This window comes from Aquimarina pacifica (assembly GCF_000520955.1).
In the GTDB taxonomy this organism is placed as follows: domain Bacteria; phylum Bacteroidota; class Bacteroidia; order Flavobacteriales; family Flavobacteriaceae; genus Aquimarina; species Aquimarina pacifica.
Window position 1 is genome coordinate 48,883 of sequence record NZ_JACC01000043.1, and the last position, 13,314, is coordinate 62,196.

A 13,314-nucleotide genomic window follows, 5' to 3' on the forward strand; every position below is an offset into this window, starting at 1 on the left:
AATAGTTATTATGGTCTTTTTTTTATTTCATTTTCTATTTCTTTATACATATTCATCATATACCATCCGCCACTACTTATAAAGTATAATCTATTTTCTTCTAAAAACATAGAATGTGGTTCTTTGGCTATCATTATCCAATATCTGTCATTTTTTTGTAGTTTTTTTAAAAACTCAAATATTTCAACCGCTTCATCTATGTTATTAAAAATATATTCTTCAACTTTTGCCCTTGGATAAGTATTTCCTTCTGGACTCATACTTTTGGTAGCTTTCAGAAAAGAAAATCTACTTTCATATATCAGGTTTTTTATTTTATCAACATTAATATTTTCAATTTCTTTTGGTTTCTCAAATTCAGATTGCACCAACCTTTCTAACCCACCAATTAATCTGGTTTTTTCAATTTTGATTAGTCCAATTTCTTTAAGCACGTAATTATTTTCTAGCTTAGATAACCTTTCTACTTTGCTTTTTAAATGTGACTTTAAATTTTTAGGAGTCTTGCTAATTTTCTGAACAGTATCTATTATTTGATTTTTAGTTTCTCTAATTTTAGATGAATCTGTTATCTCTTGATTAATAACTTTTTTAGAATCGCCATTTTCTGAAAGAACTTCTTTTTTCTTACAAGAAACAACTCCGAGAAGTGTTATTAATAGATATGTAATTAGGTTTTTTATCATTTTATTTTAATTAGCCATGAGAGACTTGTGTTTGGAATGTAATGTGCAAAAAGGCCCTAACTTTTCGAAGTAACACAAAGTTAAATTTTTATGTTTCGTTTTAATTTTCAGTTTTAAAGCCAAAGTAAAATTTGGCGATCATTGTTAATACATACAAATCTTTCTATTTAGCACTAAACTTTGTTATGATTTCATATATAATTCTGACTAACGTTATTTTTAGTAAGCAATTTCCGTTACTATTAATCTTTTAATGAAATAATCAGAAAAATCAACATTCATATTCAACATTTCGGCTGCAACTAGTCTTGGGTCTAATATACCAGCTAGTTCGGTCATATATAAGTACTTTTCAATAAATTTATGATGTTTTGAAACTGAATTTAGGGCATTTCGATATTTCCCAAAGTAATTTATAGCAACATATCTTTTTTGTGAATTAATAATTGAATCCTCATTTACGGAGTCAGGATATCTAAAAGAAGTTTCTGATGTACTAAATTCAAAAGTTCCGTCTGATTTTAATGATTTTCGTTTTATTATTATCGTCGGTCCGGTATTACTCAACGTCCTTTTTTTAGGACTCCTTTCTATCCATATCGAATCTGGTATGCTATAAATCTCTAATTTCAACTTACTGTTATCAAATATTTTTCTACTTTGCTCCGATTGTTTTTTCCAGTTAACTGCTACATTGTTTTCAAGTTTAGTCAAAAAATTACGATACGCTTGTTCGGTATTTAAGTTAGGGTAATTCTTCTTTAAGAAATCATTTTCAAAGTCAGAAACTAGATAAGTAAGGGTTTGACTATTTTCTTTTCCTAAAACATTCTCAAATTCAGAAATTTGCTTTTCATCAGAACAGCTAACTAGTAAAATGAGAATTAAGAATGGTTTTATGTATTTCATTATGAGCCTTCATGTTTACTAACATTATTAATATGTGTCTTAGCGGAGCAAAATGTTACCAAACCATCGACATTTTCTGTATATTGGTTGCTAACTTTTCTTTCTAGAAAATCTCTTACTTTACCAAAAACACAAGAACCTCTTGGTTCGTCACTTTGCTATCATCATATATATGTTATTGTGTACTGTTTTTCAACAACAATCCCAATAAAAATATGCTTTTGAAAAGTCTTTTTTAATTAAGTTTTCTCTACTTATGAAAATATGTCCAAGTCCACTATCTCCGAACATTATATGGTCATCGACATCTATTTGTAAAACCTGTATATCATCTTTTTGATCAGTATTGTTGTCTCTGGGGTCAGATTGGGTAAATTCGGCATATCCACCAATTTTATGTCCCACTGCATTAAAATACTCTCCAAATATCTTCTCTTGTTCATCAGTCAAGTATTCAGTAAAACCCCAGTAATCATTTTCATCAAAAAGATAGTCAAATTGAGAGTCCTCTGAACCACCTTTTTCAATTCCTTTTTCAAATGATAGTTGATGAAGTTTAAAGACAGGCATTTCCTCATAATCCTTTTCTGTAATAAATGAAAAGTCATTCAAAGGTTCTTTGCTTAATTCCTCTGCCGAATGATAAACAATAGCAAAATCATCTTGATACGAGTTTGAACTCGATAAAAAAAGTTGAAGAATTCCATTTTTTGGAAAAAAATCTAATTCAGGTATTTGCTCAAAGTTTAGTTGAGCAATCATTATCATTGGTTTTCCATTTTCATCCTTTGGGTACTCTTTGTAAATTGGAAAGAATGGTTTTCCAAGAAATTTGCTGTCTTTCAGATCCAAATTATCTTCTACGAGTTTTTCTTTTCTTGGTTTGGCTTTTATTCGAACAAATTCACGTTCGTATTTTTTTAGATCAGATTCAAATTTCTTTAAAAAGTCGGGAATCATTAATTTATATTTTTATTGTACACATAGTTTAATATATGTGTCTTAGCGGAGCAAAATGTTACCAAACCATCGACATTTTCCGTACAAGGGTTGCTAACTTTTCTTTCCGGCAAACCTCTTACTTTACCAAAAAAACAAGAACCGTTCGATCTAACTATAATTAGATATAATCATATATATGGTTTTATATGTTTTTTTATTTCGTTCAAGTTTTTTATTTCATACTCTTTTGCAACGGGAATATGTCGATTGATTTTCAAATAATTCCATTTCATATTTTTTGCTCCTACAATGTCAGATTTAAAAGAATCTCCAACCATCAATATTTCATCAGGTTTATTCTCGGTCAATTTCTCAATTTCGGTAAACACCTCTTTGTCAGGTTTTAAAAACCCAAAATCGCAAGAGAAAATCATTTTCTCAAAATATTCATCAAGATTATTCGAAAAAAAAGGTTCCTTATATGGTGATGCCAAATTAGAAATCAAGAAAATTCGGTAATCTTTTTTTAGATTTTCAAGTATTTGATAAACCTCTTTATAAACAATCACAGAATTTAATTCTAGTTCTAAATCTGGAAGTTTTTCATCATATAATATACTGAATTCATAAGGTAACAATGTTCTTAACTCATTAAGATCATTTTTCATTACACACTGTAGATACCCTGAGACATCCATTCCGAAACCATTTTGAGAATTTTTAAATAGCTCTAAAAAGAACTGATTTGATTCTGTTATTTCAATCAAAGTATTGTATAAATCAAAAACTATTGTTTTTATATTATTCATTTCTTATTGTTCTTTAAGACACATGGTTTATACAAGTTAAAGATTAGGTGTTTACATTAAACTAGTATCTATGCTAGTGCTTTTCATATGATACTGGATTGGAACCGTTTATTATTTCGTTTGGATAGTGTAAAAGTCATAAGTAGCTTTTGCAATATCTGCTATAATTTTATCGTTCATTTTGTTATTTTCATGCGAGTTTGTCACAAAAACACTAATGTAAAAATACTCCCCATCTGGTAAAAAGACAATTCCAATATTGTTCACAGCATCCATAATTCCAGTTTCCTTATTTGTGCCAGAAGATCCTGACTTATGGGCGACAACAACTTCTTTAGGTAGTTGTCCTCTAATTCTGCCCAATGCTGTAGTTGTTTCTATGTTCGTTTTCCAAAAAAAATCATAACTTCTTTTTGAAAGTAAGTTATTTTTATTTTCAAAAAATATTTTCAAGGTTTTGTTTGCAGCATTCGGGGTTGTCCAATTTTGGAACATATTTTCCCATTTTTCCTGCATTTCTTTTTCATCAAAAGTAATTTGTATATCCTCTATACCACTCTTTTTCATGTATCCTTCAACAGTTTTAGGAGTTCCGATAAGTCGTATCAAAACATCACAGGCCGTATTATCGCTTTGAGAAATGGTGTATTGAATTAATTTTTCAATAGTAAAACTACCTCCATTAGGGTTTTCATCTCTAAGTGGACTCCAAAATCCTTTCCAAAGTTCATCTTTATCTATTTTTACTATTTGGTCCAATGATAAGGCACCCTTATCAATCTCTGATAATACTGCTAATGCAATATGAAATTTAAACACACTCTGCATAGGAAATTGTTTATCTCCGTTTACTGAAAGTGTGTCCTTTCCATTATTTCCAATTATTGAAACTCCAACCACTGCGTTTTTGTCAGAAATGATTTTCTCAATTTCGTTTCGAAGTAAATAAGTTTTGGTATTTGGAGTTTTACCGCTTGTTAAAACTAATAATAGTAAAGTCGTCAATTGAAATAGCCTATTCATTCTATATTTTCTTTCAGTATTTTTATGTTTTATCGTCAAATTATTCTCAACGTCAGTTTGTGTATGGAATGTAGTTTTGGCAATCATTCGTTACGTTTTACAAACCACATTGTGAGCAGTTTTTATTCTGCTATTATTTCGTTTTTATTGTAAATGTAGTTGTCAATCCAACACTAAAATTTCTTGGTAATTTTTCAACTCCAAAAATAGCTCTAGAATGCTTTCCTTTTTCTTCTAATACTTTTGTAAATAAATCTGAGGCTCCGTTTGCAACCATTGGTGAGTTGTCCCAATTATCTCCTGACTGGAAATAAGCATCCATATGATTCAAACCGACAATTTTATCTAATCCAATTTTATTCTCTACTTGAGCCAAAACATTCAAGGCACACAATTCCATTGCTTTATATCCTTGTTCATTCGAAATTTCATTTCCTAATCGTCCTTGATAGAGATATTCTTCATTTAATATTGGAAACTGAATGGCTATATAGGCTATATTTTCTCGAACATTAACAGAAATATAACTCCCTCCAGGTGTTGATATCTTAGGAAGTTCGAGGTTTAGTTTTTGAAGATTTTCTTTTGGATTCATATTTTCAGATTCCGTTTTATTTGTTTTATGTACTGTTTTGTTAGGTTATCTATTTTCCTTTCGGTTTAGTACTTATTAACTACATTTTACACCCTGTTTTAGTCACTGAATTTTTCATTTAAAATGCATTTTCATTCCTTCATGAGTTGCTTTAAACCCTAAATCTTCATAGAATTTAATTGCTTTAGGTCGCTTTTTGTCAGTTGTTAATTGTAGTAAATGTGCTTTTCTTTCTTGGGCTCTATTTATAGCCCATTCAAACATTGTTTTTCCGATTCCGAGTCCTCTTTTGTCTTTTCTGATTCTTACCGCTTCAATTTGTGCTCGAATTCCACCACGATAAGTAAGATATTGAATAAATGACAATTGTAGAGTTCCTATGATTTCAGAATTCTCGTTTTCTAAAACAATTAGTTCCTGATTTGGGTCAGCACAGATATTTTCAAATGCGACAAGATATTCAGTTGGCAATGGTATTTGATAATTCTCTCTTGTTTTTCCGAGTTCATCATCCGCAATCATTCCCACAATTTTGTCAACGTCATTTTTTGTTGCTTTTCTAAATTTCATTTTCAGTTCGGTTTTTCGGACTTGTTGTTAACAGCTCATTGCATGAAACATAGCGCGTAAAAAGACGCTGATTGTTTGAATAAACCCAGAGACTAATTTTTATATTTTGTTTTTAACTTATCTACTTTGAAAGCCAAATTTAAAAATTTGACAGTTTTCACAAATAAGTACAAACCTTCTGATCTAGTACTTTATAGCTATGTTTTACACACGGTATTGGCAATAGTTATTTTTCTGTATTCGAGGTTATACTGTTTCTAATCAATTGTTTTGTAAGCATTATAAATCCATCTAATGTGCTATTTGCGCATTTTTATGGTGTATTGTTTTACAGAATATTGTTTGGAGAACCCTTAAAATCACCACCGAAGAGTACGATTAAATTCCCAAAATAATATTCATTTATTATATGGTAATGATAAAATTCTTCGCCATTACTGTGCTGTGTAGCTCCTGTGTGTCCTCCTGATTCATCTAAATCCGAAGGATAAGAGTCATCCATTTCTCTTCTTCCGTAGATTAAAAATCCATCTGCCATAATCCCTACCAGTTTTTTATCATCATGAGAAAGTAACGTATTTTCTGGAACGTCCATTGATTCTGAATGATAGTGATAACCAGAAGGACCCACATGTCCTCCCGCATAATCAAAGGTTTCTGCGATTTTTTCTTCTAATGCTCTACCAGGCCCCTCAGAATCATTAAAAATAGGCACACCAGTAACAGAAATACCAATAGGACCTAAACCTGTACTTGTGCTTTTTACTGCTAATCCTGGAGAAGCAGATACGGTAAGTGAAATACTACGATCTCTATGGCTACCAATACGACCAGGTGTTTGAGCAATAGCAACTACTGGTTTAATATATAAAGAGTCTGATTCTTGCCAGTATGGAGTGGTATGATTAGGATGACCATCTGAATCAATTGTAATTTCATCACCATCAAATGAAATGGTTACAGAATTGGGATTAAACTCATCAAATGCGGATAAAGGCGTTGCTTTACCTGGAGCTGTTGGAATAACTTCATATTTTCTCTTTTCACCCCTTTCTGGTCTTTCTCCTCTATCTGGTCTTTCATCTCTGTCAGTTTTATCATCTCCATCTATTTTTTTAATTTCATCTGATTTCTCAGTTTTATCTTGATTGTTGTTTTTACTTGATTGCCCGCAAGAAAATAATAATAATGCGCTCAATACGATGAATGTTATTTTTTTAAAATTCATATTGTTTTGATTTTATATTTTAATTAAAAAATTACAGGTTTTTTTAGCACAGCACCTATGATTAATGTAGCTTAGAAATTCAGAGAATTTCAGGCCAGCATAGGTAAAAACTTTGGGGTGTTTTTTAGTTTGTTAGGATAAAAATAGGGAAAAAGCTTTTGCGATAATGCAAATCAGCTAACATTTCGACTAGCGCTTGCCCACCATAATTATACGAGACATTGTTGTTGCTAGTTTTTAATTCCCACGATTTTGAATGAGCAATTTCTTAATTTTTTCTATTTCACTATCAGAAAAGTCATGAAAGGCGTAATATATTTTTTTTAATTTAGTGAGCTTTTTTATTGATTCAGGAAGTGTTTTCATGGGGTTTAAATCTAAATCAAGAGTTTCTAATTTGGTTAAATTTCCAATAGATTCAGGTAATGTTTTTAAACCATTAGCACTAAGACTTAGGTATTCAAGCTCTGTCATTCTTCCTATTTCTTCAGGAATTTCTACTAATTCATTTCCTTCTATTCCTTCTATTTCTAGATGCTTTATTTTTTTCAAATCGAAAATAAAACTAGGGATTTCTTCAATATTATCAGAACGAATTATTAGAGTTTCGAGATTGATTAGTTTAGAAATATCAGGTACCTTTTTAAGGTTTTTATCTACAATTTTTAAAGACTTTACATCATTTGGTATTTTTAAAGCTTTTTCAAATGAATAAAAAATAGTTGTTTTATTTTTTTGATTTTCTGTAGATAGAATTTTATTATTGTTATTCTCTTTTTCAACGACTCCTTCAGTACTTTCAAGGATATATTCTCTATCCTCACTTTCAGTTGTTTGTAAAGTTTGAGAAAAAGTATAATTTAAGAATAGTAAAAGGAAGTATGATAGAATATATTTTTTCAAAATCAGTCTCTTTAAAATTTGTAAATGGTCTTAGCTAATGTTTTTTATTTTTTTTCTCAATACTCTTTATTATTCCACTGATTGGGGTTATTTGAACTGTTTTATTTTCTTTTTCTAAATAAAATATATAAGCACTATTTATTCCAACTATTTCAACTTTAGATTCGTCTCCGTTTATAAATTTTATTCGGTCACTATACGCTACTTCTTCTTTTTCTATTTTCTTCAATAATCTTTCTCCTTTTCCGATTCCAGAACCAATATAAAAACCAAATAAACCTATAGAAATCATAAACAGGAAACTTTTTAAGAGTGAAGATTTTACTTGCTCATTTGTTAACCCTAAATCTATTTTTTTAAATAATCTCTTAAACCAATTCTTGTCTTTATGTTTTACCAAAATACTTGGTGATTTAAACACAAAAAAGAGTGTAATAATAAAAATAGTTAAAAAAACAATGTTAGAAGTTAATCTAGCAATTGGGCTAATTAAAACATCTAATATGCTGGAATAATTTAAAATATCAATTCCTATTTGGTTATAATATAGCGTCTCATTCAAAATTCCCATTACAATTAGATAAATATAACCTACAGATAAAAACCCCTGAATTTCTTGAAAAAATTTTATTTTATTCATTTTCTTTTTTTAGTTATTTTTTCATTTGCATGCATCCTAATTCCAAATTGCAAGTCCAGCATATAAAACAATTTCTTTAATTGTGAAATGTCACGTTCTTAAACGCGAAATTTAGCAAACACAAACCCGAATAGAAAATTTGACAAAACACCCATAAACAATTCATGAATAATTAATTATAATTTTTATTGTGCGACGTTTTTAATTCAGTTATTGTTTTATCTAATTTTGTTGCTAATTGTTTTTCTATGCCAAGCAAATCCGATGTCATTAATTTAATTAATCCTAAAAAGTCAATGACCTTTGTTGACGAACTTGTTTCAATTGCCTTATCTAATATAGATTTTCCAAAATCAATATATAAATCCTGAAAATAATATATACTTGATAATTCTTGTATTAATTCAATATCGAACTCTTTTATTATTCCGATAGTTTTGGTAGTCTCGAATGCTGTTTTTTGAAGTCTTGCAAAATTAAACCCAGTCCATCCTTCAATATCAATATGAGTAATTTCGGACTCCATAAAACTTGAATATTTTTCTTTATCACTTAAATTTTCAGTTATACTATCTATCTTAATTTTAATATGTTCATGATAATCAATTTGTTCTTTGAGTAATTGTTTATTCAAAACTAATTCTTCAACAATTAAACTTAAAGATTTCTCTTTTTCTTTTTTTGTTTTATTCTCAGTATTCAAATTACTGAAAAACACCCCTAAAAACACCCCAAAAGCAACAATAATAATTTCGATAAGGTATTTTAAAATCCTCTTTGTGTTTTTATTCATATTTTTCGATTTGTTTCACTAATGACACACAACATTAAATATATGTGTCGTAGTATGGCAAAATGTTACCCTGTGTTTCTGTTTTTCTTGCACAATGGTTGCGAACTTTTCTTTTCTACAAGTATTACGCCTTATCAAATATACAAGAACTATTAGATTCCTTACTTAGCCGATATGACATCATATATGTTGTGTGTGTTTCACAAGTGCTTATTTTAAAAATCAACACTAAATAAAATTTCCAACAAACTTTTTACTCTTAATAGACAGGTGTTTATGACTTGTTATAACCCAAGAATCAGTGCCGTTTGACAAAATCATAAGTTGTGCAGTAGCTACTATTGTGGTATGCAGTGCTTTTTTCGCTTAAATCGTTTTAGCATATACATCAACGCTTATTGGTTTCCCATTTTTTATTTCGCAATCTTTCATTGTTTTTTCGTGTTGAAAATCAAGTTTGGACATTGCGTTTTTGCAATTGACATTTTCGGTATCTACAAATCCTTCGATTCGGTTTAATTTGAGTTGGTCAAATCCGTAATCAGAAATTAATGGTAAAACCTCTTTCATAATTCCTTTCCCCCAAAATTTTGGGAGTAGCCAAAGTCCGATTTCCGCTTTTCTTTCTTTATGGCTAATACTATTTAGTCCGCCTGCTCCGTAAAAAGTTTGGTTGTCAAGCGAGCAAATTGCCCACCACATTTGCTTTTCATCCGCAAACCAGATCATTTGTTCCTTCGTAGCGTCTAAACTAGAGAAACTGATTCCGTAATACTGAACAACATTTGGATTTGAAAGTCCATTGAATATGTTTTCAAGGTCTACATCGGTTATTTCACGTAGTAGGAGTCGGTCAGTTTTTATTGTCGGAAAATCATTGTCCATTATTTAAGTTGTAAATCCAGATTTTTGTAGACCTACGGCTCGTATAAGAAACGTAAGCAGGTGATGAGTGATATGTTTCGGTTTACTATTAGTTAAATATAAATATTTTGCTCTTATCTTTTCTTTTATAAACGCCAAATTTTATAGTTGGTCTACTTTATTATATAGGCACAGAACTTTGGTTTAAGCACATACATCCTATGTTTTATATCTTAGTGGCAGTAGTTATTATTTTGCTAGCTGCCTTTAATTTCAATCAATGGATCTGTATTAATTTCGGGGTAATTTTCGGTAGGCATTGGTTCATAGCTTCCTTGTATTCTCTCATCCATAAACTCTTCACCTGTTATTTTATCTATACAGTAACGGCCAAACGACGTGTCATTATCCATGTTTATATAATACTTATCAGAATCTTCTATAATGCCGTTATCAAAACCGCTATGTGGTAAGCCAAAATTTGTTATTACAAAATCAATTTTCTCTTGTTCCTCGGTAGTGGGAACGTAAAATTTGTCCAGTCCATGATAGTCAAAAGGCAAGATGTTTTGGTCTGTTAGGTTAACTTCGAAATCATATTGTAAATTTTCATTCTTTTTGTTAAGGGGAGTAAACCTAATAATACGTCTATATTTTACTATAGTTTTTTTGGAGTTTTTCCAGGCAGTGATTTCATACTTTAGAGAATCGAAGGTAAACTCGGGATATTTTGAGATAATGATTTTATTGGCTTGATCTATTAGTTGATTTTTATTTAATGGCATTGCTCTTTTTATAAAGTGTTCTTTTTTAGTGATTGTGTCATTTATTATATTTTTTTGGGCATGGCTCGATACGCTAAAAAAGATTACCAATAAAGTAAATAGCTTAGTCATTTTTATTATTTTTTTATTACTGTCGATGAACATCTTGTATGGAACGCTGCCTGCAAAAAAGCACTAACTTTTCGGATTAACACTGAGCCGACTTTTTATGTTTTATTTTTACTTTTTTATTTTAAAAGTTAAATTTAAAAATTTGGCGGTCTTTGAAAACAAGTATGAATCTTTTGTTTTAGCACTTATTGTCAATATTTCATCACATTATTTTACGATACGTTTTTTACAGGTTTCCAAAGTAACTACTTATTCCGCTTAATATACTTTGAACGGCATACGAAGCTAAAATCAGTCCCATAATTTTACTTATGACTGTAATTCCATAATTCCCTATTCTTTTTTGTAAATGATTTGCTCCTAAAAGAATTAAACAAGTAATTCCTATAACAATTAAAACAATACCTGTAGTAATACACTGTTGTTCAATTGAGTAAAGATGATTGTCTGTCATTAAAACAACCGCCATGATTGCTCCTGGTGATGCTATAGAGGGAATTGCAATAGGAAATATTGTAACGTGTTTGTAATCTGTAATTCGTTGTTTTTCTAATTCAGGTTTACCGTCTCCGAATATCATCGTCAATGCGAACAAAAATAGAATTACTCCACCCGAAATTTGAAAAGCATCAAGTGACACAGACATTCCTTCTAAAATCAGTTGTCCAATTACAATAAAAAATAAAAGTATCAGAAAAGCTATTACTGATGCTCGAACAGCAATTTTCTTTTTATGAACTAAATCAAATTCTTTAGTTGCCTCAAGATATACAGGAACTGAACCAATTGGATCAATAACTGCAAAAACGAAAAAAATTGTCGTTAATATTTCGGCCATTTTACTTAATTCGTTTTGCTTGGGTTGTGAAAGACAAACCTTGTTGCCCCATTGTAGAACTCATTATGCCCTCAAAGAGAGGTTCCGGACATTTTTTAGGAATTTTCCATTCAAAAATAAAGTTAGAGCCTGTTCCGCCAGAATTATCTAATTGGTCAATGATTATTTCTGAAGTTTCCATAGGTGCCAAATAAATTGGGAAGTCAAAATATTTTCTAACTGATTTTCCTTGTGTATCAAAATATTCCGCTCTCAAAAGATAAATTGTATCTGACTCACTCGTGTTTCTCATACTTATCATAGAGGTTAAGTTATGAGTTTTATGTTCTGTGTAACTATAGATTTGAGAATATATAGACAGGTATGATTTTCCGTATTCAAGCGAATCAGTAGTAGTCAAATTGATACCTCGTTTTGACCAATTTTCTGGACTTATCGAACTAAGTTCTTTTTTCTCATTACAACTAAAAAATAGGATAACTAATACTAGATATAGATGGTTTATTTTCATTTAAGTACTATTTTTTCAAAATATATGATAACATTACGCATAACAGGCGAGGCTTTTCGATGGGAGCTATGATTTGTTATACCTTGTTGGCCACCGTTATTTTTTTAGCTCCAATATACGACAATCCTATTCCGAAAAGGAATAACAACCAATAAATGAAATTGTAATTCAGTTCATAATTCCATTCATAATAAGATTTTCCATAAAACACTAATAATAAACAACTTAAATTGTTCATAAAGTGTAAGATTAATGTGTAAAATATGTTTTTAGTTTTATTATATAGTAAACAGAATATAATTCCGAAAATAAATATTGGCAGTAAGTTTCTATAACTTGGCAAGTGAACTACTGAGAAACAAATACTCAAAACAAGCATTGAAATGGTTAATGACTGTGTTTTTTATAAACAATTAGAAGACAAAAAGAAATGAAAAATCTACAATATTTTTCTTGTCTAAATAATAGAAAAACAAGTTAAAAAGGCCTGAAGTAATCACCAAAATAAAAGATGTAAAAACACTCGATAAAAATCTGTTTTTCTTTATTTTAAATTTAGGTTTTATTTGGTATATATGTAACGGTATAAAAAATAAAAAGGCAATTCCGGCCCCAAACAAACTTATCATTAAAATTGCTAATTCCTGAAAAAACCTATGAACACCTATATGCTCTTCAAAAAAACTAGAAAATATACTTATATGACTAAAAACAAACTCAATTCCAATGAAAGCCAAAATTAAACCGAATAATAAATGAATCATTAACCAACCTATATATTCTAATATTTTTTTAAAATAATTCATTGCTATTATTGATATTACTATGTTACTGTTTAATAAAATATTCGACATTAGAAATTTTAATTTCGACATTCACAATTTCTTCAAATAACATACAATCAGTTTCAATATAAATTTATTGTTTTCAAGTCCAATGTTCAGTATGATTTTCATCTCTAATATGAGGTTCATTACTATTTATAGCTTAGCTTTTCTTTCCACTTTTTTCAGTCGGTTTTAATTCTAACTCTACTATAAAATCTGATTTACGAAACATTTTTAACTTGTAGGTAACATTTAATATATGTGTCTTAGCAGGGCAAAA

General features: G+C 29.7%; 17 protein-coding genes and 1 pseudogene. All 18 read right to left on the reverse strand.

Translation table 11 applies throughout. The features are described 5' to 3' along the window. Positions 1 to 8 precede the first annotated feature (8 nt). Complete coding sequence (locus tag DZ60_RS0118620; RefSeq protein ID WP_025743532.1) at positions 9 to 686, reverse strand: hypothetical protein; 678 nt, start codon at positions 684 to 686, stop codon at positions 9 to 11. Positions 687 to 905: 219 nt separating this feature from the next. Further along, positions 906 to 1,595, reverse strand: a complete 690-nt coding sequence (locus tag DZ60_RS0118625) for a hypothetical protein (RefSeq protein ID WP_025743533.1) — start codon at positions 1,593 to 1,595, stop codon at positions 906 to 908. A gap of 192 nt (positions 1,596 to 1,787) precedes the next feature. Beyond that, complete coding sequence (locus tag DZ60_RS0118630) at positions 1,788 to 2,555, reverse strand: YwqG family protein (RefSeq protein WP_025743534.1); 768 nt, start codon at positions 2,553 to 2,555, stop codon at positions 1,788 to 1,790. Between the two features lie 170 nt (positions 2,556 to 2,725). Next, positions 2,726 to 3,346 (reverse strand): HAD family hydrolase, encoded by a 621-nt coding sequence (locus DZ60_RS24460; RefSeq protein ID WP_025743535.1) that lies wholly within the window; start codon positions 3,344 to 3,346, stop codon positions 2,726 to 2,728. Positions 3,347 to 3,457: 111 nt separating this feature from the next. Further along, entirely contained in the window at positions 3,458 to 4,369 is a 912-nt protein-coding gene (gene bla, locus DZ60_RS0118640) for a class A beta-lactamase, subclass A2 (RefSeq protein ID WP_025743536.1), read from the reverse strand. A gap of 133 nt (positions 4,370 to 4,502) precedes the next feature. Further along, positions 4,503 to 4,964, reverse strand: a complete 462-nt coding sequence (locus tag DZ60_RS0118645; protein WP_025743537.1) for a RidA family protein — start codon at positions 4,962 to 4,964, stop codon at positions 4,503 to 4,505. 114 nt (positions 4,965 to 5,078) lie between these two features. Further along, the gene (locus DZ60_RS0118650; protein ID WP_025743538.1) at positions 5,079 to 5,534 is read right to left on the reverse strand and encodes a GNAT family N-acetyltransferase; all 456 of its coding nucleotides are present in this window, start codon (positions 5,532 to 5,534) and stop codon (positions 5,079 to 5,081) included. A 328-nt stretch (positions 5,535 to 5,862) separates the two neighbouring features. Further along, complete coding sequence (locus DZ60_RS23450) at positions 5,863 to 6,762, reverse strand: YHYH protein (protein WP_025743539.1); 900 nt, start codon at positions 6,760 to 6,762, stop codon at positions 5,863 to 5,865. Positions 6,763 to 6,999: 237 nt separating this feature from the next. Beyond that, the gene (locus DZ60_RS0118660; protein ID WP_025743540.1) at positions 7,000 to 7,665 is read right to left on the reverse strand and encodes a leucine-rich repeat domain-containing protein; all 666 of its coding nucleotides are present in this window, start codon (positions 7,663 to 7,665) and stop codon (positions 7,000 to 7,002) included. A gap of 34 nt (positions 7,666 to 7,699) precedes the next feature. Continuing rightward, positions 7,700 to 8,305, reverse strand: a complete 606-nt coding sequence (locus tag DZ60_RS0118665) for a hypothetical protein (protein ID WP_025743541.1) — start codon at positions 8,303 to 8,305, stop codon at positions 7,700 to 7,702. A gap of 172 nt (positions 8,306 to 8,477) precedes the next feature. After that, positions 8,478 to 9,098, reverse strand: coding sequence for a hypothetical protein (locus DZ60_RS0118670; RefSeq protein WP_025743542.1), 621 nt, complete (start codon positions 9,096 to 9,098; stop codon positions 8,478 to 8,480). 366 nt (positions 9,099 to 9,464) lie between these two features. Next, on the reverse strand, positions 9,465 to 9,983 hold the full coding sequence (locus DZ60_RS0118675) for a GNAT family N-acetyltransferase (protein WP_025743543.1): 519 nt from the start codon (positions 9,981 to 9,983) through the stop codon (positions 9,465 to 9,467). A 236-nt stretch (positions 9,984 to 10,219) separates the two neighbouring features. Then, positions 10,220 to 10,858 (reverse strand): hypothetical protein, encoded by a 639-nt coding sequence (locus DZ60_RS0118680; RefSeq protein ID WP_025743544.1) that lies wholly within the window; start codon positions 10,856 to 10,858, stop codon positions 10,220 to 10,222. A 226-nt stretch (positions 10,859 to 11,084) separates the two neighbouring features. After that, positions 11,085 to 11,696, reverse strand: coding sequence for a MarC family protein (locus DZ60_RS0118685; RefSeq protein ID WP_025743545.1), 612 nt, complete (start codon positions 11,694 to 11,696; stop codon positions 11,085 to 11,087). Between the two features lies 1 nt (position 11,697). After that, entirely contained in the window at positions 11,698 to 12,207 is a 510-nt protein-coding gene (locus DZ60_RS0118690; protein WP_025743546.1) for a DUF3124 domain-containing protein, read from the reverse strand. Between the two features lie 76 nt (positions 12,208 to 12,283). Next, positions 12,284 to 12,445, reverse strand: coding sequence for a hypothetical protein (locus DZ60_RS25630; protein WP_152537471.1), 162 nt, complete (start codon positions 12,443 to 12,445; stop codon positions 12,284 to 12,286). Continuing rightward, positions 12,446 to 12,586: pseudogene (locus DZ60_RS25800) on the reverse strand (CPBP family glutamic-type intramembrane protease); the annotation flags it as partial. Between the two features lie 34 nt (positions 12,587 to 12,620). Beyond that, a complete protein-coding gene (locus DZ60_RS0118695) occupies positions 12,621 to 13,013 on the reverse strand; it encodes a hypothetical protein (RefSeq protein ID WP_025743547.1) in 393 nt (130 codons plus the stop codon). Positions 13,014 to 13,314 lie beyond the last annotated feature (301 nt).